General features: G+C 66.0%; 21 protein-coding genes. 10 read left to right on the plus strand and 11 right to left on the minus strand.

Annotated features, from left to right (window positions below; genetic code table 11):
- Positions 1-207: 207 nt before the first annotated feature.
- The 11 genes from ACV4UX_RS10915 to ACV4UX_RS10965 form a co-directional block, all read right to left on the minus strand.
- The gene (locus ACV4UX_RS10915; protein ID WP_491593315.1) at positions 208-837 is read right to left on the minus strand and encodes a hypothetical protein; all 630 of its coding nucleotides are present in this window, start codon (positions 835-837) and stop codon (positions 208-210) included.
- 6 nt (positions 838-843) lie between these two features.
- Positions 844-1032 (minus strand): hypothetical protein, encoded by a 189-nt coding sequence (locus ACV4UX_RS10920; protein ID WP_491593316.1) that lies wholly within the window; start codon positions 1030-1032, stop codon positions 844-846.
- A gap of 35 nt (positions 1033-1067) precedes the next feature.
- Positions 1068-1283 (minus strand): hypothetical protein, encoded by a 216-nt coding sequence (locus ACV4UX_RS10925; protein ID WP_491593317.1) that lies wholly within the window; start codon positions 1281-1283, stop codon positions 1068-1070.
- A complete protein-coding gene (locus ACV4UX_RS10930) occupies positions 1274-1771 on the minus strand; it encodes a hypothetical protein (protein ID WP_491593318.1) in 498 nt (165 codons plus the stop codon). The genes ACV4UX_RS10925 and ACV4UX_RS10930 overlap by 10 nt, the downstream gene beginning before the upstream one ends.
- The gene (locus ACV4UX_RS10935; RefSeq protein WP_491593319.1) at positions 1768-2154 is read right to left on the minus strand and encodes a hypothetical protein; all 387 of its coding nucleotides are present in this window, start codon (positions 2152-2154) and stop codon (positions 1768-1770) included. The genes ACV4UX_RS10930 and ACV4UX_RS10935 overlap by 4 nt, the downstream gene beginning before the upstream one ends.
- A gap of 162 nt (positions 2155-2316) precedes the next feature.
- Positions 2317-2616, minus strand: coding sequence for a helix-turn-helix transcriptional regulator (locus ACV4UX_RS10940; protein WP_491593320.1), 300 nt, complete (start codon positions 2614-2616; stop codon positions 2317-2319).
- Positions 2617-3341: 725 nt separating this feature from the next.
- Positions 3342-5063: an AAA family ATPase gene (locus ACV4UX_RS10945; RefSeq protein ID WP_491593321.1), complete on the minus strand. Its 1722-nt coding sequence runs from the start codon at positions 5061-5063 to the stop codon at positions 3342-3344.
- Position 5064: 1 nt separating this feature from the next.
- Positions 5065-5409, minus strand: a complete 345-nt coding sequence (locus ACV4UX_RS10950) for a hypothetical protein (RefSeq protein WP_491593322.1) — start codon at positions 5407-5409, stop codon at positions 5065-5067.
- A gap of 366 nt (positions 5410-5775) precedes the next feature.
- Positions 5776-6066 (minus strand): helix-turn-helix domain-containing protein, encoded by a 291-nt coding sequence (locus ACV4UX_RS10955; protein ID WP_491593323.1) that lies wholly within the window; start codon positions 6064-6066, stop codon positions 5776-5778.
- On the minus strand, positions 6053-6391 hold the full coding sequence (locus ACV4UX_RS10960) for a type II toxin-antitoxin system RelE/ParE family toxin (RefSeq protein WP_491593324.1): 339 nt from the start codon (positions 6389-6391) through the stop codon (positions 6053-6055). The genes ACV4UX_RS10955 and ACV4UX_RS10960 overlap by 14 nt, the downstream gene beginning before the upstream one ends.
- A gap of 29 nt (positions 6392-6420) precedes the next feature.
- A complete protein-coding gene (locus ACV4UX_RS10965; RefSeq protein WP_491593325.1) occupies positions 6421-7665 on the minus strand; it encodes a tyrosine-type recombinase/integrase in 1245 nt (414 codons plus the stop codon).
- 906 nt (positions 7666-8571) lie between these two features.
- Between ACV4UX_RS10965 and ACV4UX_RS10970 the strand changes: the two genes are divergently transcribed.
- The 10 genes from ACV4UX_RS10970 to ACV4UX_RS11015 all read left to right on the plus strand — a co-directional run.
- Positions 8572-8907, plus strand: a complete 336-nt coding sequence (locus ACV4UX_RS10970; protein WP_491593326.1) for a Rap1a/Tai family immunity protein — start codon at positions 8572-8574, stop codon at positions 8905-8907.
- 412 nt (positions 8908-9319) lie between these two features.
- Positions 9320-10693, plus strand: coding sequence for a glycerate kinase type-2 family protein (locus ACV4UX_RS10975; protein ID WP_491593327.1), 1374 nt, complete (start codon positions 9320-9322; stop codon positions 10691-10693).
- Positions 10694-10864: 171 nt separating this feature from the next.
- Positions 10865-12604 carry a sigma-54 interaction domain-containing protein gene (locus tag ACV4UX_RS10980; protein ID WP_491593328.1) on the plus strand — a complete coding sequence of 580 codons (1740 nt, stop codon included), beginning with the start codon at positions 10865-10867 and terminating at the stop codon, positions 12602-12604.
- A gap of 386 nt (positions 12605-12990) precedes the next feature.
- Entirely contained in the window at positions 12991-14313 is a 1323-nt protein-coding gene (gene gabT / locus ACV4UX_RS10985; protein WP_491593329.1) for a 4-aminobutyrate--2-oxoglutarate transaminase, read from the plus strand.
- A gap of 64 nt (positions 14314-14377) precedes the next feature.
- A complete protein-coding gene (locus tag ACV4UX_RS10990) occupies positions 14378-15622 on the plus strand; it encodes an ABC transporter substrate-binding protein (RefSeq protein ID WP_491593330.1) in 1245 nt (414 codons plus the stop codon).
- Between the two features lie 66 nt (positions 15623-15688).
- Complete coding sequence (locus ACV4UX_RS10995; protein WP_491593331.1) at positions 15689-16573, plus strand: branched-chain amino acid ABC transporter permease; 885 nt, start codon at positions 15689-15691, stop codon at positions 16571-16573.
- Positions 16574-16585: 12 nt separating this feature from the next.
- Entirely contained in the window at positions 16586-17605 is a 1020-nt protein-coding gene (locus tag ACV4UX_RS11000; RefSeq protein ID WP_491593332.1) for a branched-chain amino acid ABC transporter permease, read from the plus strand.
- Complete coding sequence (locus ACV4UX_RS11005) at positions 17602-18327, plus strand: ABC transporter ATP-binding protein (RefSeq protein WP_491593333.1); 726 nt, start codon at positions 17602-17604, stop codon at positions 18325-18327. The genes ACV4UX_RS11000 and ACV4UX_RS11005 overlap by 4 nt, the downstream gene beginning before the upstream one ends.
- Positions 18314-19024, plus strand: a complete 711-nt coding sequence (locus ACV4UX_RS11010) for an ABC transporter ATP-binding protein (RefSeq protein ID WP_491593334.1) — start codon at positions 18314-18316, stop codon at positions 19022-19024. The genes ACV4UX_RS11005 and ACV4UX_RS11010 overlap by 14 nt, the downstream gene beginning before the upstream one ends.
- 8 nt (positions 19025-19032) lie before the next feature.
- On the plus strand, positions 19033-19448 hold a 416-nt coding region (locus ACV4UX_RS11015), incomplete at its 3' end, for an aldehyde ferredoxin oxidoreductase N-terminal domain-containing protein (RefSeq protein WP_491593335.1).

Raw genomic sequence — 19448 nt, forward strand, 5'->3', positions numbered from 1 at the left:
TCAACCTGAAAAAATGCTGGGCCATGGCCAAATAGGCGGGAGAGGTGCGCCTGGAGTACGACAATTTGCCCATTCCAAGGGCAAATCATGATAAATCAGGGCGCTGAAACAGAAATTCGACCTCAAAATGCAACGCCGAGGGGGATCAGGCACGCGACTCAGCGAATTACGCAGTGGTCTCTAATGGGGCTCCTTGGGGGTTGTGGATTATTTCAGCATCCGGCTCAGGGCGAGGTCGGCGGCCGCCCTCAGCCACTCGGCCGTGGCCACGAACGTCCGGGCGTCCTTCACTTCCGTGGGGCGCAGGCGCTCCACCACCTCGGGGGCCACCAACGGGCGGACGGCTCCCAGCGGGTCGCGCTCGACGGCGGCCACGATCTCCCAGGCCCCGGCGGCGGACGCCTCGGAGTAGAGCTTGATCCTTTCGCCGGGCTCCATCGAGCGGATCAGGCTCCGCAGTTCCCGGGCGCGCGCCTCAGCCACGCCGTCACCGGCAGGCGGGAGCACGGCGGCCTCGGCCTTCTCGATCTCGGCGTGAAGCTCCTCGGCCCGCTTGGCGTACCGGGCGGCCTCCTCGCGGATGGGGTCCAGCCGGTTGCCGTGCTCGACGGCGAGCTTCGTGCGCGCCAAGTTCCGGCCGTGGTCGCTCAAGGCCTTGTCGGCGTCGATCGGCCTCACGGCGGCCGCGAACTCCCCCACGATCGCAGCAAGCGCCACGTTCGCGGCCTTGGCGTTCTCAAGCAACTGCGCCTGCGCCACGCTCGGCGCGCCGTCGGCCACCTTCTCGCCGATGGCGAGACGGCCGGGGGTCAATCCGTCAAGGAATTCATTGTGCATGTTGTTCTACTCCTTGCCGGGCTGCTCGCCCGGGGTGTTGTTGTTGTCGCGCCGCCGCGAGGGGCGGGGCGTTTTCAGTCCGTGACGCTCTAAAACGTCGCAGACGCCACCAGGGGTCAGGCCGAACCGCTCGGCCAGAAAACCCACGCCGGAGCCAGAGCGCCAGGCGTCGCACAACCGCTTGTCACGGTGCACCCGCTCCTCGCGGCTCATAGAGGGGCGCGCACCGCTCATGCCTGGCCCCCCTCGGGGAGCTCGGCGTGCATGATGCTGATCTCGTTGATGGCCCCGGCCAGGTCGCGGGCCGCCTGGACGGCCCGGGGCGGCCCGTGGGGCTCCTCGCCAGCGAGGCAGGCCTGTAACGCGTCGTTCACTTCGGAGGCGTCCACGGCCTGCCCCCGGCGCTCCAGGCGAACCACGCGGCCGCGCAGGCCGCTCACGAGCACGCCCCCAGGTCTTCCAAGGCCTCGCGCACGTCCCGCGCCACCGCCTCGGCAGGCGTGGACGGCTCCGCGCCTCTTGGCAGGGACGCCAGGGCCGCGCGAACCGCGTCCGCCCCGACTGCGGAGCCCCGATCCACAAGGGCCTCCAGGTGCGCGGCGGCTTCCAGGGGCGAGGGGGTCAGGTCGTCCCAGAGCAGCGCCATGATGTCCTCTGCCACGTTCAGGTGCTCGCCCTCGCCCAGCTCATCGCCGACAACGGCGGCGAGCAGCGCCAAGAGGTCGCGCCTGATTGCCTCGGGGCTGCGCCTGGGGCGCACCGTGAAGGCCCCGGCGTGAAGCGCGTGCTGCGCGGCGTCCAGCGCGCCGAAGAATGCCGACAGCGCGATCTCGCGGCCGATGGTCGTCCCGTGGCCGTCGCCCAGGCCCGACAGGAAGTCGCGCCGCAGCTGCGCCAGGGCGTCTTGGGTCGAATCGAAGTCGAGTACCCTCATGTGCGGCCTCCATCGGCCTCTTCGAGGCGGCGGACACGCTCGGCAAGGTCGAGCAGTTCGTGGGCTTGAAGGCTCCTGGCGAGCACAACGTCAGCAGCGCGAGCCTTCGTCGCGCTGGGGGCATCCGGGTCGTCCAAGATCGCCTCCAGGGCCGCCACGGCTTTGGAAACGACGGTCCCAAGGCGAGCCACGCCCAACGTCAGCACCTCCGCCCGGGCGGCGGCGTAGGCCGACGCGAACTCCTCCGCGCGCATCCAGCGTGCAAGGGTCCGGCGCTCCACGCCGATCTGACGCGCAGCCTCGACGATGCTGCCGGTTTGGAGTAGCGCCAGGATCGCCGTTTCCGGCGCGACGCTTCGCTTGCAACTCGAACGCGCGGTCATGCGCCAGCCCCCCCAAGGTCGAAATGTGACAACTGGCGCGGCTTCCCGGGCTTCCGGCTCATGGCCCGGTAGAAATCCCGCTCGACAGGATGCAGCCCAGGCCGAAGGTCGTCCTGGCGCTCGCCGATCCGGGCCAGTAGGCGCAGCAGGCAGCGCAGGCGATCAAGCATGGTCAGCCACCGCCGGGGCCTTCGGGAGGGGTTGCCCGGAAAGGATGCGCTCCACCTCGTCGCGCTTGACGAAGCTACGGCGCTCGCTCACCGAAACGAGACTGAGACGCCCTTGGCGGATCAAGCGGCGCAGGGTTTGAACGGAAATTCCCATTGCAGTTGCCGCAAAAGGCAGCGTGAGCAGGTCTTTTCCAACGGCTGTCATAGCACCTCCAAGGCTCATACAGGAGCCATGGAGCCTTATAGCATCTTTATAAATACGTGCAACAATCTGATAAAACAGAAAAATCAACGCATCATATTTTTCTGAATAGAAAATATTTGGTCATGCGCCAGGGTTGCAGTCTTGTCACATGGGCAGCCTCCCCCGCCGTGCCCCCTGGCGGCCCCCTGGCGCGTCCTGGCGGCTTGGGCGGGCGATGGGCCGCCCCGGGCGGCAGGGCGCAGCACGAGGCCGCTGGGGGGCTGGCCGATGGGTGCGGAGGGTCGGCCGGACCGGACGGCGCGCGGGGCTCGGGCCGGGCGTTCTGGCGGGAAGCGCGGGCCTGGGGCGGGCCTGCGGGGGGAAAGCTGGCTGGCGTGTGGGATTTGATCAGCGATTCATGGCGCTTGCGCTGGCTGGCGTGCGGATAGGGTATCCGTCACTGCCTGCCGCGAGTGCCGCGAGGTGCTGCGCGCGCCTCGCGCGGCAGGCTGGGCGTGGCGGCGCGCGGCGGCGCGGAGGGGCCTGGGGAGGTGGATTTCACAGGGGAGGCAGGGGTAGCTGGGGCCTGACTTCAAATCCTCTCTCCCACATCCCCCCGGGGGGATGCCCAGCCGCGAAGCTGGGCACTCCCCCGTAGGGGGTGAAACTCTCGCGGCTCGCACCAGCTGAAATCGTTGACTTTTTTTGCCGCGAAACGGTCCAGCCGCGAGAACGCCTCGCGGCTGGCTTTCTCCAATCATTTCAACAGGTGCGAGGCGCGAGGGACAATTCTCGCGCCTCGCGGCAAAGTGCTACTCGCGGCAAATTTCGTGCTACGCGCACTCCCTGCCGGGTGCGAACACGTCGTATACGACCTCTGCCCGCTCGGGGTTTTCGGGGGGCAGCGCGAGCTTCGGGTAACGCTCGTTCGACTCCATGAGCAGCCCCTTGTGGACGGCCACCTTCAGGAGGCGTTCAAGTCCGACCTGTGAAATCGGCTGTCCGCGCCAGTGAACGGACTTGGCGTGCAACCTGACGAACTCACGAACCGTCCAACGCCTCGGGATGGGCTTCGCGTTCTCCTCGCGCAGGATGCGCCTGATCTCAGACGTGGCGTGCAGGTCTGCTTCATCGTCGCTCACTACGTCGCGGTCGTGCATGTCCCGCCAGTACCGCAAAACGCCGCCCTCGCCGCGCACCATGAAAAACGGCGGGCGCTTGCCCCCGTGGTTGGCCTTGGCAACGCGGGTCAGGATCGTGTCATGCGGCTTGGCCGGATCGCTGGCGAGCTTTCCGGCCTCGTGCTCCTGGACGCAGGCCAAGGCGAGGACCGTCCTCACGGCTCCCAAGAACGCGGAGGAGCCGCGAATATCGTCCGGGTCGGTCAAGTCGAAGGTGCTGGGCTTGCTCTTGCCGTTCGGCCGTTTGCGGACGTGAACCGCCGTGAGCACGCACGCCCCGCTGGCCTTGGCAAGACTGGTCAGGACTCCAACGGCGGCTGTGGACTCAGCCGGATCGGTTTCGGCCTGGGGCGCAAGCTGTGACCACGGGTCCAGACCCAAGAGCTTGAGCCCCGCGAGGCCAGGGGCGGCGATGGCCCTCCGAAGCGCGCCCGTGAAGGGCGTCTCCTCGATCTCGCCGCGCCGCGCGCCGGGGCGCACAAGGCGGTTATCCTCGCCTTCGCGGGCCAAAATGAACAAGTTCGCCTTGAGCCGGGCCAAGACCTCAACGGCGTCCTCGCGCTCGGCAATCAACTCCTCCACCAGGGCGGCGAGTCGCGCGTGGATGACCACCTCCGGTTCCTCCGCGAACACCAGGAACACCCTGCCGGGAGCGGCCACCTTGAAACCCGGCAGGAGGTCCAGCCCCGTGGCGACGCTCATGCCCGCGAGCAAGAGCAGGAAGCTCTTGCCCACGCCGGGCGCGGCGGACAGCGCGGCGGGCATCCCGAGGGGGAGAACACCTTCGAGCAGCCACGGGATTTTCGGCACGTCCGCCCCGATGAAGCGGCCCACGCTGGCGGCCTTGAGGTCGATGGGCGGGCACGGCTTGGCCCCGTCTTCGCCCACGTCCGCGTCGTTGTGGTCGGTCCTCGGGATGGCGTCCGCGTGGCCTGAAAGCGCCTCGGGGTCGAAATTGGCCTCCCAGGCGGCCCGGTCAAGAAGCCCGATGACGTGTGCCTCGCTCAGGCCCGCGAGGTCGCGCCCGGCGCGATGCCACAGGGCCGCGACGGCGTGCACAACGTCTTGTTCTGACAGCCGCTCGAAGCTTTCGTCTTCCTGGCGAAGCCTCATGCCAACGTGGGCCACCAGCTTTTCGCGGCTGTGGAAGCTGTCCGGGTCACGAGCCGCACCCTGATAGGCGACCTCCACAAGAGGGTGCAGCATCAGCTTATTGGCGAGGACCGAGACGCCGAAGCTCAAGGACGATGGCACGCGGAATGTTCCCTTGAAGGGGCTCGTTTCGTTTGGTAGTGGCTTCAGCAAGGAGCACGGCATTTTTTCTGGGGCCGGTCCATCGTGGCGGATGGGCTGGCCCGTCATTTTTGCGCTCATGCTACGCGCCTCCGTGTCCCTGCCTGGCGACTTCGGTGAACTGGCGCGGCCCGCGCCCCGCGCTGTCCAGGTTCGCCAGGACTCCACGGCTCGGATAGGGCAGACCAAGCGTTTCGGCCAGCTTCGGCCAAGCGGCACGGGTGACGACGGGCGGAATCCGATCGCCGACGCTGCCGCGCCAATCGAAGCCCGGAGCCACGGACTCCAAAAAGAGAAGGATTCCCTCGCGCGAGTAGACGGCGAGGGGGCAGGCGCGAAGTGCCCTGCCGGGGCTGGGGTGCTTTGCGCGCGGGGAGGGTTCTTTCAGCGGTGCAAGATGCGTTTCGGCGGCGTGTGCGGTGTTCATGCGGAACCTCACGAGAGGTTTGCCTCGCCTGCGCGCGCCTGGGGGGCACGAGCCTGCAAAGCGTTCCGCACCGGGCGGCTTTCTTCTCCGCCCTTCAAAGGAAGCCTCCGCGTGTCGTACAGCCGCCTTTCGCGGTCTGATCCATCACCGCCGGGTGATGTTGTCTCCAAGAGGGTGCTAGACTGGGCCTCTCTTCACCGTGTGAAGGGGTAGGCCTTGGGCAGTGTGCGGGGAATCCCCGACTTACCCTCTGCGGCACAAGCCCGTATGACTTCCAGTGCTGGGCAACCGTAATGACGCCACATTACACTTGTCAACGTGATTTTTGCGTCTCACTGCATTGGAGAACAAAGTCAACAGGTCTATTTACTGGCCCGCCACGAACTCCACCTTGACCTTGCAGCCGGTGGCGTGGGCGTAGCGTTTGAGGGTGTCGAAGCTCACGTTGGACTTCCCGCCTTCGATCTTTGCCACCACGGGCTGCTTCACGCCCATGCGCTCCGCAACCTGGGCTTGCGTCAACCCGGCCTTGCGCCGGGCGTCCAGCATGGCCGCGATCAAGGTGAACTCCTCTTCCAGGGCGTCATACTCGCGCCGGTACTCGGGGTTTTCGCGCATCATGCGCTCGTGGATGTCTCGCGTCTTAACCCGTGCCATGTTCTTCCTCCGCGAGCCGCCGTCTGGCGATTTCGATTTCACCGCGCGGGGTCTTCTGGGTCTTCTTGGTGAATGTCCGCAGAACCAGAAGCGTCCGCCCGGTTGATGCCGCGTACAGGCTCCGGGCTATGCCGTCCCGTCCAGTCACGCGGAATTCCCATATCCGCCCGTCCACTGGCCGGGCCAAGGGCATGACCAGCGCCGATAGCCCCCGCGCCTCCACAAGGCCGAACGTCCGTTGCAGCTTGGCCTGCATGTCCAGTGGCAGGGCCGCGAATTCCGCCGCCGCCTCTTCGTTCACGAATTCGACCGTCCAGGCTTGCATGATGATTTATAGCCTTTGGTTTATGAAAGTCAATGCGACTGGCCCTGCCCGTTGATGCTCACCACCTTGCCGGGCTTGGCTCGGCCGACACCCTCAAGGGTGTTCACGGCCTGGGCGAAGTGGTCGGGGGCAAGGTGGCTGTATCGCTCGGTCATGGCCAAGTTGGCGTGTCCCAAGAGCTTCGCCACCGTGAAGATCGGCACGCCGTTCTGGACGAGCCAGGATGCGCATGTGTGCCGCAGGGTATGGAAGACGACCTTCTGCCGGGAATCCTCGATCCCCGCGTTGAGGCCAAGTTCATGCACCACGCGGTTGAAGGTTTCCGAGACTTGGACAGCCTTGCGGCCCCTTGCGTCTGGGAACACCAGCGCGTTGCCATTGGCCCCGGCCTTGCGGCGCTCCAGCATGGCGCGCGCATCCCCGGTCATGGGCACTTGGCGCGTTTTGCCGCTCTTGGTGTCCCGAAGGGTCAGAACGCCGTGGACGAAATCCACGTCCGGCCATGTGAGCGAAAAAATCTCCCCGGCCCGAAGCCCAGCGTGAAGCGAAATCAGGGCTTGGTCGTGAACGTCTTGCGATCGTTCGGCCAGGGCTTCCAGCAGTCCGGCCGCCTCGTCCGGCGTCAGGAAGCGCGTGCGCCGGTTGTCCGCCTTGGGCGGCTTCACCTTGGCCGTGGGGTTCGCTCCCTCGAAAAGCCCGTGGTCGCGGGCGAAGTTGAAAAGCTGTCTCGCCACGGCCAACACGTAGGCGGCGGAGCGTGGCGCACGCCCGGCGGAAAGCACATTCTGCTTGATGCGCTCCAGGTGGATCGGGGCCACGTCCCGGAGGGCCTTCTTGCCGATCACGGGCGCGATCCAAAGCCGCCAGACCTGATCCTCTTTGGAACTGGTCCTGGGGGCCTTGTTTGCCTGGGCGAGCGGGAAATACTGGCTCCAGACCTGGGCGACTGTGATGTTCGCGCGGGCCTCGGACTCTTCGGCCGCCTGCCGGGCCTTGCGTTCGGCTTCGGCCTGGGCGCGCTTCTCGGCAAGGGTGACGGCTCCCTGCCCCGTGCGCTGGGCTTCCTTGAGTTCGGCCAGCCGGGCGGCGGCCTTCTGCTCGGTCCATCCCTCGGATGCCCAGCCAAGGCCCTCTTCCTTGTCCTTCCCGGCGAGCTTGAATCTGAGTTTGAAATACCTGTCCGGCCTGATCCCGTGCTTTCGGCTGGCGTGCTCAACGTATCTGACGCCGGGGAATTTCGTCTTGTGGCGCGTCCTGTGGTCGTTTTGGGCCATTCTATCCCCCTTCCCTTTCGGCCGATCCTGGGTCCATTTCTGGGCCCGCTCTGGGCCCGCTTTTTCGGGTGAAACGGCGTTATTTCGGATGACGTTGGATGGACAGGAAATAGCCACAAAACCCTTGCCAGTCAACGATTCCAGGGATACTAAATGACGCATGATGACGCCAGAACAAAAGAACTACGAATCCGTAGGCCGCAGGTTCAAATCCTGCCGGGCGCACCAAAGATGACAGGGGGTTAGGCCAAAAGCCTGACCCCCTTCTTCGTTGTGCGCTCGGTTTTCTCCCCACTCTCTCCCCATAGAGTGTCTGGCGAGGCCGTTTGGAGCCGCCCCCGGGTGTCTTCCTTAGAAGCGCCTCGGCAGAAGCCTGCCCACTCATCAGCCCGTTTAAATGGTCGATTCTGGCTGTTAAAAAAACTCGCTGGCTGGGCGCAGGGAGAGAGCCAAGCCCGAAGGGTATTTTCCATACGTGAGGGTCTGGCTTTTTCCCTGCAACGCAGCCAGCGAGATATTCTCAACTGGCTGTCATGCCTTCGGGAATGCAGTCGGCCCGTCTCCGGGTGATGGAGGCAGGCCGGAATCGCGTTGTAGGGGCTGCGGACCATGAACGTCCCGTCCGGGAATACCGGGGCACTTCCGCACGTTCCTGACGGGGGGCGACAACGCCTGCCACCGCGCGGCCGGGGCCTGCCATGGTCATCATTGCGTCCACTGTCATCGCGAAGCGATGGTCCTGGGCGGCCCGGCGGTGATCCCCGCCTTGCCGTCCTTGACCGGCTGCCCTCTGCGGCGCTACTGCCTTACCATGTTTATTTCTTTGGTTTCCGCACATCCTCGGGCGGGCGTTGCTCTTGTGCGTTCACGATCATTCCGGCATCCGCGAAGATGGAGGAACGTGTCATGATCAGGTCATTCGGTGCGATCGTTCTTGCGTTTCTTTTCCTGGTGGCGCTGCAATGCGGGGATTCGCATGCTCGCATGAAGGGGGCGGAACTCTGCAGGATGCTGAAAAAGCCAAAGAACAGCGAGCCGTACATTTGCGCAACATATTATATTTCAGGTGTTGCCGAAGCGATGCAGAACGTGTTCATTTCTATGCCTGAGAACACGAAGCGATTCGATGTCGTTCTTGCAGTGGAGCGCCATCTGAAACAATCTCCCGAAGATTGCAGATACAATGCGGACACGATCGTGAGGCATGCGCTCGTGAAGAGCTTCCCGCTGCAGAGACGCTAGGACTTGCCGCGCCGGGACGGTAGTTGGCCGCGTGAAGCCTCCGGCCGGAATCCCCCACCCCTTCGGGAGCCCCCTCATCCGTCGCGCCGGGTGTAACCATCCGTCGCGCATCGCGGTCTCTCTTGGTGATTCCGCTGGACAGTCAACCAAGAGGTACGGATCATGAAAAGAGCCATCACCCTGCTCACCGAGGCCGCAGTCTACGGATACATCGCCACCGCCCTGGCCCTGACGGCCTTCGAGGGCTTCTACTGAGCCGCCGCAGGGCCCAAGACCACTGGTTTCCTTCGCAAGCGGATCAGGCTATGGAAGGGCGGCCGCCCGCCGGGCGGCGGCCCTCCGGGCCTTCCCCGCGACCCGGCCCCACGCCGGACGCCCCGCTTCCACGGGGACACACCAAGGAGACCGCTCCATGCCGCGTCCGTTCGAGCACCTCAGCCAGATGTTCCAGGCGGCCCTGGACAGGGTCGATCCCTACAAGATGATCGTGAACCACGTGCGCCTGGAGGGCTCCAGGCTCCTGGTTTCGTTCGAGGACGAGCGCCACGAGGTGGACCTGGACCGCTTCGAGCGCGTGCTCGTGCTGGGCGCGGGCAAGGCCTCGGCGCGCATGGGCAAGGCCCTGGAGGACATCCTGGGCGACAGGATCGACTCCGGGCTCCTCTCCGTGAAATACGGACACGCCGAGCCCCTGAAGCACATCGAGGTGGTGGAGTCGGGCCATCCCACCCCCGATGAACAGGGCGTGGGCGCGGCCCAGCGCATCGCGGACCTGGTGCGCGCCGCCGACGCCAGGACCCTGGTGCTCAACCTCGTCTCGGGGGGCGGCTCTGCCCTGCTGCCCTGCCCCATCTCCCTGGATCTCCCCGAAGGCCCCCTGCGCCTCACCCTGGAGGACAAGCAGAACATGACCCGTGCCCTCCTGGCCTGCGGGGCGGACATCGGCGAGATCAACTGCATCCGCAAGCACATCTCCGCCGTGAAGGGCGGCAGGCTCCTCAAGCTCATGGCCCCGGCGCGCAGCCTCAATTTCATCCTCTCCGACGTGGTGGGCGACCGCCTGGACACCATCGCCTCGGGCCTCACCAGCCACGACGAGACCACCTTCGAAGAGGCCATGGCCATCATCGAGAAGTACCAGCTCCAGGACAAGGCCCCGGCCAACGTGCTGCGCACCCTGGAGCTGGGCGTGCAGGGCCGCATCGAGGAGACCACCAAACCCGGCGACCCGGCCACGGAGCTGGCCTCCAACATTCTCATCGGCTCCAACCAGGCGGCGCTCACCGCAGCCTGCGAAACGGCCCGCGCCCTGGGCTACAACACGGCCGCCCTCACCTGCGCCCTCACCGGCGAATCGCGCGAGGCGGCCAAGTTCCTCTGGGGCATCGCCAAGGACGTGCGAAAAACCGAACTGCTGGTGAAGAAGCCCGCCTGCATCATCGCCGGGGGCGAAACGGTGGTCACCCTCAAGGGCGAGGGCAAGGGCGGTCGCAACCAGGAGATGGCCCTGGCCTTCCTGGCCGAGCTGGCCCGCGACGAGCTCAAGGGGGCCGACGTCTTCTTCCTCTCCGCCTCCACCGACGGCACCGACGGCCCCACCGACGCGGCAGGGGCCTTCGCCTCGGCGGAGCTGGTGGAGATGGCTCACGCGGCCGGCCTCTCCATCAACGCCTCGCTGCGCGACAACGACTCCTACCACTTCTTCGAACGCATCGGGCACCTGCTCAAGACCGGCCCCACAATGACCAACGTCTGCGACCTGCACATGGTGATCGTCTCGCCCTAGCAGGCCAGGCCACTGCCCGCAGGCTCCGGCCCGCACCGCCCGCGGGGAAGGGAAAAATGTGGGTCTGAAGGGCACCCCTTCTCTTCCCCCCCCCCGCTATCCTTTCCGTCCGCCTCCTGCGCCGACCGCCCCCCTCTTGCGGGCGGGACGGTTTCCGGGCATTTTCCAAACATGGCAAACCCCGGCGCTCCCGCACGCACGCGGCGCGGCAAGCCCCCCTTCGACGAGGGGGATGCCCTGCGCAGTCTCGGCAAGGGCCTCTTCACCGTGGACCGCGACCTGCGGCCCGTCTCCGCCAACCCCAGCGCGGCCCGGATCCTGGGCTTGGAGTCGCCCCCGGGCCAGACGCCGCCGGAGCTGCTGCCGCTCCTGCGCGACTGCCTGGAGGAAGAGCGCCGCACCGCCCGCGTCCTGGAGGCCGGGGGACGCCGCCTGGCGGCCCAGGCCTGGCCCATCGTGCGCGACGGGGCCATCGTGGGCGCGGCCCTGCTCCTGGACGACGCCCTGCCCGAGGGCTCGCTGCCCGTGCCCGAAATCCAATTGCGCGCCGTGCTCGATTCGGTCTCCGAGGGCATCTGGATCTGCGACGGCAGCGGCGTGATTCTGGACATCAACCGGGAATCCCAGCGGCTCAACTCCGTGGAGGCCTCCGACTACGTGGGCCGCAGCATCCGCTGCATCCTGGACGAGGGGCTGGTGGACCACTCGGTCACCCTGGATGTGCTGCGCCACAAGCGCCAGTCCAGCATCATCCAGCGCATCACCAAGACGGGCAAGCAGCTCCTGGTGACGGGCTCGCCGGTGTTCGGCCCGGACGGTTCCATCGCCATGGTGGTGGTCAACGAGCGCGACGTGACGGAATTGAACGCCCTGCGTGAGGGGCTCCAGAACGCGCGCAAGGTGGAGGAGCGCTACCGCCACGAACTGGCGGAGCTCTCCATGCTGGAGCTGCGCCAGAAGGACGTGGTGGCCGAAAGCCCCTCCATGCGTCACTGCCTGCACGCCCTCTTGAAGCTCGCGCACATGGACGCCTCGCGCATCCTCATCCTGGGGGAGTCCGGCACGGGCAAAGGGCTCCTGGCCAAGTTCGTGCATCAGCACAGCCCCCGGGCCAAGAAGCCCTTCATCCCCATCAACTGCCCGGCCGTGCCGGAAAACCTCTTCGAGGCCGAGCTCTTCGGCTACGAGAAGGGGGCCTTCACAGGGGCGCTCAAGCAGGGCAAGGCCGGGCTCATCGAGCTGGCCCGGGGCGGCACGCTCTTCCTGGACGAGGTGGGCGACATCCCGCTCTCGGTGCAGGCCAAGCTCCTCAAGTACCTGGACGACCACGAGCTGCGACGCCTGGGCGGGGCGGAGTCCAAGGTGGTGGAGTGCGGCGTGGTGGCGGCCACAAACTGCGACCTGGAGCGCCTGGTGGACCAGAAGCGCTTCCGGAAGGACCTCTTCTTCCGGCTCAACACCTTCATCGTGCGCATCGCTCCGCTGCGGGAGCGCCGGGAAGACATCTTCGGGCTGGCGGAGTTCTACCTGGCGGCCTGCAACGCGCGCTACGCCAAGGCCAAGCGGCTCACGCCCAAGGCCATGCGCCTGCTGGAGACCCACGACTATCCGGGCAACGTGCGCGAACTGGTGGGCATCATCCAGAAGGCCTTCGTGATGAGCGAGGGCGACGACCTCACCGAGGCCGTGCAGGAGGCCCTGGGTCCTGGCGGCGGAGCGCTGGGAGAGGCCCAGCCGCGGGGGCTTGCCGAATCCGCAGACCAGGCCAGTGCGCGGGCGCTGCGCCAGGCGGCCGCGCGCTGCCGCACCACGCGGGAGATGGCGACGCTTCTGGGGGTGAGCCAGTCCACGGTGGTGCGCAAGCTGGCCCGGTACGGCATCAAGCCCGGCCGATTCATTTCTGAATCATGACCGGGCTTCAATAACGAATCAGACGGGTGAGAGTTCATTGGTCAAGTGTCAGTGCCTGCGAGCCCTTGCCGCACATGGCGCGAACGGCGGACCCCCCGGTTTGTTCCGGAAGGATTTGATTTGGAAATTGTCAATTTCGTCAAAGGAGCTTGATTCATTTTTGAACAATTCTTATTGCCCCGTAAATATTAATGTTTTGTTAAAAGTTGATTCGCTTTTGAATCAATCGAGTGTGACGCTTTTTGAAAATGCTTAGTTAATATTCTGAAATAAAAGCATTAATTCCTCTGGCACGTCCTGGCTTGCTTCTTGCTCATCCAGCTTGGCATTTTCGTCAACGGCGGGGCGCGAGCCCGACCCATCAACCCCGTGCGAGAGGACACCCTGTGGCACAGCACACCGACAAGACCCAAGAGCTCCTGGCACTGCGCGACCGCTACATCCCCAAAGGTCCCTTCAACGTAACCCGCTTCCTGGCCGCCAAAGCCTCCGGCGCCATGATCACCGACGTGGACGGGCGCGAACTCATCGACTTCGCGGGCGGCATCGGCGTGGTCAACGTGGGCCACTGCCATCCCAAGGTTTCAGCCGCCGTGAAGGACCAGGCCGACACGTACATCCACACCTGCTTCCACATCGTGATGTACGAGCCCTACATCCGTCTGGCCGAGAAGCTCTGCTCCCTGGCCCCCGGGGATTTCGAGAAGATGGCCATCCTGGCCAACTCCGGGGCCGAGGCCGTGGAGAACGCGGTGAAGATCGCGCGCAGCCACACCAAGCGCCAGGGCGTGATCGTCTTCGAGGGCGGCTTCCACGGGCGCACCCTGCTCACCATGAGCATGACCAGCAAGGTGAAGCCCTACAAGTTCGGCTTCGGCCCCTTCGCCCCCGAAGTCTACCGCATGCCCTACGCCTACTGCTACCGCTGCCCCATCGGCCTCGACCGCAAGACCTGCGATGCGGCCTGCGCGGACCTCCTGAATGATTTCTTCATCGGGCACGCCGCCGCCGAGTCCGTCGCCTGCCTTGTGGCCGAACCCGTGCTGGGCGAGGGCGGCTTCGTCACCCCGCCCACCCGCTACTTCGAGAAGCTTTCCGCCATCTGCCGCGCCAACGGCATCGTCTACGTGGCCGACGAGGTGCAGACCGGCTTCGGACGCACCGGCGAATACTTCGCCATGACCCACCACGGCGTGGCGGCGGATCTGGTCACCGTGGCCAAGTCCATGGGCGGCGGCATGCCCATCTCCGGCGTGGTGGGCCGCGCCGAGATCATGGACGCGCCCCAGATCGGGGGCACCGGCGGCACCTACGGCGGCAACCCCGTCTCCTGCCGCGCGGCCCTGGCCGTTCTGGAGGTCTTCGAGGAAGAGAAGCTCCTGGAGCGCGCCCGCACCTTGGGGGCCACCCTCCAGGCTCGCTTCGCGCAGTGGATGGAACGCTACGAGATCATCGGCGAGGAACGCGGCCTGGGGCCCATGCGCGCCCTGGAACTGGTGACCGACCGCGAAAAGAAGACCCCGGCCATGGCCCAGGCCAAGGCGCTGGTGAAATACTGCGTGGACAGGGGGCTTCTGCTCCTCTCCTGCGGCACACACGGCAACGTCATCAGGACGCTCATGCCCCTGGTGATCACCGACGAGCAGCTCGAACGCGGCCTGGCCATCCTGGAAGAGGGCTTCCAGGAGATCGCCAAGGGCCGCCTGTAGGCGCTCTCCAAAAGGCTAAGGAACCAGGCAAACGCGCGACAACCCACAACGAAGGGAGTTGAGCATGAACACGGCGTCTTTCGGCAGAAAACTCACCGGACTCCTCGCGGCGGCGCTCCTCACCGCCGGTCTCTCCACCCAGGCCCTGGCCCAGAAGAGCATCAAGATCGGCAACGTCGAACCCCTCTCCGGCCCCTCGGCCTCGGTGGGCGTGCAGGGCAAGCAGGCCCGCGAGATGGCCGTCGAGGAAATCAACGCCGCAGGCGGCATCAAGAGCCTGGGCGGGGCCAAGCTGGAGCTGGTCTACGCCGACTCCAAGAGCGACCCCACCGTGGGCGTTTCAGAGACCGAGCGCCTGATCAACACCGAAAAGGTGAACATCATGACCGGCTGCTGGAACTCGGCCGTCACCTACCCCGCCACCCAGACCGCCGAGCGCTACGGCATCCCCTTCGTGGTTCCCGTTGCCGTGCGCGACACCATCACCGAGCGCGGCTTCAAGTACGTCTTCCGCATCGCCGCCAAGGACTCCTGGTGGGTGCGCGACCAGTTCCGCTTCCTCAAGGACATCCAGGAGGAAACCGGCCAGAAGATGAAGACCATCGCCTTCGTCTTCGAGAACGGCGACTGGGGCACCGGCTTCGCCGAGAAGTGGCGCGACCTGGCCAAGAAGGAAGGCTACCAGATCGTCCTGGACGAGCCCTACCCCTCCACCGCCACCGATCTCACCCCCGTGGTCACCAAGCTGAAAAGCGCCAACCCCGACGTGGTGATGCTCGTCTCCAACGCCTCCGACGCCATCCTGCTCACCAACACCATGGCCGAGATGAAGCTCAAGCCCAAGGCCATCATCGCCTCCGGCGGCGGCCATGCCGACCCCAAGTTCCTTGAGAACGTGGCCAAGAACGGCCTCTACCTCTTCGACGAGGTGGAGTGGAACACCGACGTGAACAAGCCCGGCGCCAAGGCCACCAACGAGAAGTTCAAGAAGAAGTACGGCTACGACCTCACCGGCGAGTCCGTTGACGCCTACGCCGCCATGTACGTGATCGCCGACGCCCTGGAACGCGCCGCCTCCACCGACCCCAAGAAGGTCCGCGACGCCCTGGCCGCCACCAAGCTCACCACCGGCCCGGCCATGATCGTCTCCTACGACGGCGTGGAGTTCGACGAGAACGGCCAGAACAAGAACGCCGGCATCGTCATCGTCCAGGTGGCCGAGATCGACGGCAAGCTCGACCGCGTCACCGTGTGGCCCAAGGCCGCCCGCCGCGCCGGGTACACCCCGGTGTTCCCCGCCAACAAGTAGCCCGACCGTTCAACGCCCCCCGGGACGCCCGCGCGCCCCGGGGGGCATCACTCCCGGAGACGACCAATGACCGCTGTGATCCAAGCGGTGCTCAACGGCGCCATGATGGGGGCCATGTACGGGCTTACGGCCCTGGGCCTCACCCTGATCTTCGGGGTGATGAAGGTGGTGAACTTCGCCCACGGCTCCCTGCTCATGGTGGGCATGTTCAGCGCCTACTGGCTGATCAAGCTCACGGGCATGCACCCCTATCTGGCGCTCCTCGTGGTGCCCCCCCTGCTCTATTTCTTCGGCTATTACATGCAGGACCTGCTCATCAAGCCCGTGTTCCGGGCCGAGCGCCAGGTCCGCGAACCGCTCACGGTGATCATCGTCACCACGGGCGTCTGGTACGTGCTGGACAACCTGGCCCTCATGCTCTTCGGCGCGGAATACCGCACCGTGCGCACGGCCATCACCGGCACGAGCTTCACCCTGGGAGACATCATCGTCTCCATCCCCAAATTTTCGGGCTTCGTGATCTCCATCCTCACGGCCGTGGGGCTGGCGCTCTTCATGAAGAAGACCCGCACCGGCAAGGCCCTCCAGGCCACCAGCCTGGACCGCGAGGCCGCCAACCTCATGGGCATCGACCAGTACCGCATCTACAACCACGCCTTCGGCATCGGCACGGCCATCGCGGGCATCGCCGGATGCGTGATCATCCCCTTCTACTACGTCTACCCCTCCGTGGGCGTGGTCTTCGACATCCGGGCCTTCATCATCGTGGTGCTGGGCGGCCTGGGCAGCATTCAGGGGGCCATGATCGGCGGCGTGATCGTGGGGCTCATCGAGTCGGTGTTCTCCCAGTTCATGCCCTCCACCTGGACCGAGGCCATCATCTACGCCATCTTCCTGGTGATCCTCTTCGTGAAACCTTCCGGCTTATTCGGCCACAAACAGGACTGGTAGGAGGTGACCATCGTGAGCCGGAAACAACTGGACGCCGTCCTCCTGGCCCTTGCCGCCCTGGTCAGCTTCGGGCTGCCCCTGGTGGTGCAGAGCCCCACATACCTGCAGATCCTCATCCTGCTCTTCTTCTACGCCTACCTCACCACGGCCTGGAACCTGGTGGGCGGCTTCGCGGGCGTTCTGCCCATGGGGCACGCCGTGTTCGTGGGCATCGGGGCCTACACCTCCACAGTGCTCACGCTCCAGTACGGCATCTCGCCCTGGATCGGCATGCTCGTGGGCGGGGTGATCGCCGCGCTGGTGGGAGTGCTCATCGGCAAGCCCACCTTCCGCATGCGCGGGGCCTACTTCGCCCTGTGCACCATCGCCTTCGCGGAAGGCTTCCGCGTGATGATCGAGAACATCGACATGCTGGGGCCCATCAAGCTCAACGGTCCCCGGGGGCTGCTCATCCCCCTCAAGGGCGACTCCTTCTGGAACTACCAGTTCATGCACAAGGAGCCCTACTACTACATCATCCTGGTGATGCTCGTGCTGGTGCTTGCCCTCACGTGGTTCATCTCCCGCTCGCGCATGGGCTACTACCTGGCCGCCGGCGGCGAGGAGCCCGAGGCCGCCGAGGCCCTGGGCATCAACGTGGCGCGCTACAAGCTCATGGCCATGGCCCTGAGCTGCTTCCTCACGGCCCTGGCGGGCACCTTCTACGCCCAGCTCATGCTCTACTTCTACCCCAAGGGGCTCCTGGGCCTGGACCTCTCCTTCGAGATCGCCTTCATCGCCCTCATCGGCGGGCGCGGCACCATCGCCGGACCGCTCATCGGCGCGCTGGCCCTGCGGCCCCTCAACGAGTTCACCCGCATCTACCTCTCGGACCAGCTCCCGGGCCTGCATCTGGTGATCTTCGGGACCATCCTGATCCTCGTCATGCTCTACCAGCCCAAGGGGCTCACCCCCACCCTGGCCAGGCTCTACGACAGGCTGGCCGCCAAGATCACCAAGCCCGAAGCCGCCGGGCAGGGAGGCGCGCGATGAACATCCTGGACGTCAAGGGAGTCACCAAGCGGTTCGGCGGCCTCACCGCCGTGCACGACCTGGACCTGCACATCGCCCCGGGCGAGATCCTGGGGCTCATCGGGCCCAACGGCGCGGGCAAGTCCACCCTGTTCAACTGCGTGGCCGGGGTGTTTCCGCCCACTCAGGGGGACATCCTCTTCAACGGCGCCTCCATCGCGGGCAAGAAGCCCTGGGACCTCTGCGACCTGGGCCTTGCCCGCACCTTCCAGATCGTGAAGCCCTTCGGCGCAAAGACCGTGCTCTACAACGTGATGGTCGGGGCCTTCCTGCGCGAGCGCTCCACCGCCCGCGCCCGGGACCGCGCCATGCACGTGCTGGAGACCCTGCTCCTGGACCACCGCGCCCACCAGCTGGCCGGCAACCTGACCATCGCCGACCGCAAGCGCCTGGAGATCGCCAAGGCCCTGGCCACCGACCCCAAGCTCCTGCTCCTGGACGAGGTGATGGCCGGGCTGCGCCCCACCGAGGTGGACGACATGATCGCCATCATCAAGAACCTGCGCGACAAGGGGGTCACGGTGTTCGTCATCGAGCACATCATGCGCGCCGTGATGGCCCTCTCGGACCGGGTGGTGGTCATCCAGTTCGGGGAGAAGATCGCCGAGGGCAAGCCCGAGGACGTGACCCGCGACGAGAACGTCATCAAGGCCTATCTCGGGAGGGAATATGACGCTGCTTAAGGTGGAGAACATCGACGTCTACTACGGGGACGTGCAGGTGGTCCACGATCTCTCCCTGGAGGTGCACGAGGGCGAGGTGGTGTCCATCATCGGTGGCAACGGCGCGGGCAAGTCCACGCTGCTCAAGGCCCTTTCGGGCCTCGTGCCCCCGCGCGCCGGGGCCATCACCTTCCGGGGCGAGCGCATCGAGGCCATGCCCCCGGAGAAGATCGTGGAGCGCGGAATCGTCCACGTGCCCGAGGGGCGCAGGCTCTTCTCGCTCATGAGCGTTGCCGACAACCTGGAGATCGGGGCCTACAACAAGCGCGCCTTCAAGCTGCGCGACAAAACCCTGCGCCAGGTCTACGACCTGCTCCCCCGCCTCCTGGAGCGGCGCGAACAGATGGCCATGACCCTCTCGGGCGGCGAACAGCAGATGGTGGCCATCGGCCGGGGCCTCATGGCCCTGCCGGGGCTGCTCATGCTGGACGAGCCCTCCCTGGGCCTGGCCCCCATCCTGGTGAAGTCCATCTTCGAGACCCTGCGCAGGATCGCCGACACGGGCACCACCGTGCTCCTCGTGGAGCAGGACGTGCACCACAGCCTGAGCCTCTCCGACAGAGGCTACGTGCTGGAGCACGGCCGCGTGGCCCTGGAGGGCGCCGCCAAGGAACTCATCGACAACAAGCACATCAAGTCGGCCTACCTGGGCATGTAGGAGCGAACATGCACGGATTCCACAACCGCATCCTTACCGTGGACCTCACCCGGCGCGCCTTCGCCGTGGAACCCACGAGCGACGAGGTGCTGGAGGCCTGCCTGGGCGGCAAGGGACTGGCCACACGCCTGCTCCTGGAGCGCAACCCCGCCGGGGCCGACCCCCTGGGGCCGGAGAACCGCCTGATCTTCGCGGCCGGCCCCCTCTGCGGCGGGGCCGCCTGGGGCGGCAGCCGCTATGGGGTTTTCACCAAGTCGCCCCTCACGGGCTTCTACGCCGAGTCCTACTCGGGCGGGCGCACCCCCGAGGCCCTGGACGCCGCCGGGTTCGACGCCGTGGTCCTGGAGGGCGCGGCCGACGCGCCCCTGGCCCTGCGCATCCATCCCGAGGGCTGCGAGTTCCACGACGCCTCCGGCCTCTGGGG

The organism is Fundidesulfovibrio sp. (genome assembly GCF_058402725.1).

Coding starts and splice junctions, on each gene's coding strand:
- ACV4UX_RS10955 (WP_491593323.1), bottom strand. CDS start 6,066: ATGGCACGGGTTAAGACGCGAGACATCCACGAGCGCATGATGCGCGAA.
- ACV4UX_RS10950 (WP_491593322.1), bottom strand. CDS start 5,409: ATGAACACCGCACACGCCGCCGAAACGCATCTTGCACCGCTGAAAGAA.
- ACV4UX_RS10995 (WP_491593331.1), top strand. CDS start 15,689: ATGACCGCTGTGATCCAAGCGGTGCTCAACGGCGCCATGATGGGGGCC.
- ACV4UX_RS10945 (WP_491593321.1), bottom strand. CDS start 5,063: ATGAGCGCAAAAATGACGGGCCAGCCCATCCGCCACGATGGACCGGCC.
- ACV4UX_RS11005 (WP_491593333.1), top strand. CDS start 17,602: ATGAACATCCTGGACGTCAAGGGAGTCACCAAGCGGTTCGGCGGCCTC.
- ACV4UX_RS10915 (WP_491593315.1), bottom strand. CDS start 837: ATGCACAATGAATTCCTTGACGGATTGACCCCCGGCCGTCTCGCCATC.
- ACV4UX_RS10930 (WP_491593318.1), bottom strand. CDS start 1,771: ATGAGGGTACTCGACTTCGATTCGACCCAAGACGCCCTGGCGCAGCTG.
- ACV4UX_RS10960 (WP_491593324.1), bottom strand. CDS start 6,391: ATGCAAGCCTGGACGGTCGAATTCGTGAACGAAGAGGCGGCGGCGGAA.
- ACV4UX_RS10975 (WP_491593327.1), top strand. CDS start 9,320: ATGCCGCGTCCGTTCGAGCACCTCAGCCAGATGTTCCAGGCGGCCCTG.
- ACV4UX_RS10965 (WP_491593325.1), bottom strand. CDS start 7,665: ATGGCCCAAAACGACCACAGGACGCGCCACAAGACGAAATTCCCCGGC.
- ACV4UX_RS10980 (WP_491593328.1), top strand. CDS start 10,865: ATGGCAAACCCCGGCGCTCCCGCACGCACGCGGCGCGGCAAGCCCCCC.
- ACV4UX_RS10935 (WP_491593319.1), bottom strand. CDS start 2,154: ATGACCGCGCGTTCGAGTTGCAAGCGAAGCGTCGCGCCGGAAACGGCG.
- ACV4UX_RS10990 (WP_491593330.1), top strand. CDS start 14,378: ATGAACACGGCGTCTTTCGGCAGAAAACTCACCGGACTCCTCGCGGCG.
- ACV4UX_RS11010 (WP_491593334.1), top strand. CDS start 18,314: ATGACGCTGCTTAAGGTGGAGAACATCGACGTCTACTACGGGGACGTG.
- ACV4UX_RS10970 (WP_491593326.1), top strand. CDS start 8,572: ATGATCAGGTCATTCGGTGCGATCGTTCTTGCGTTTCTTTTCCTGGTG.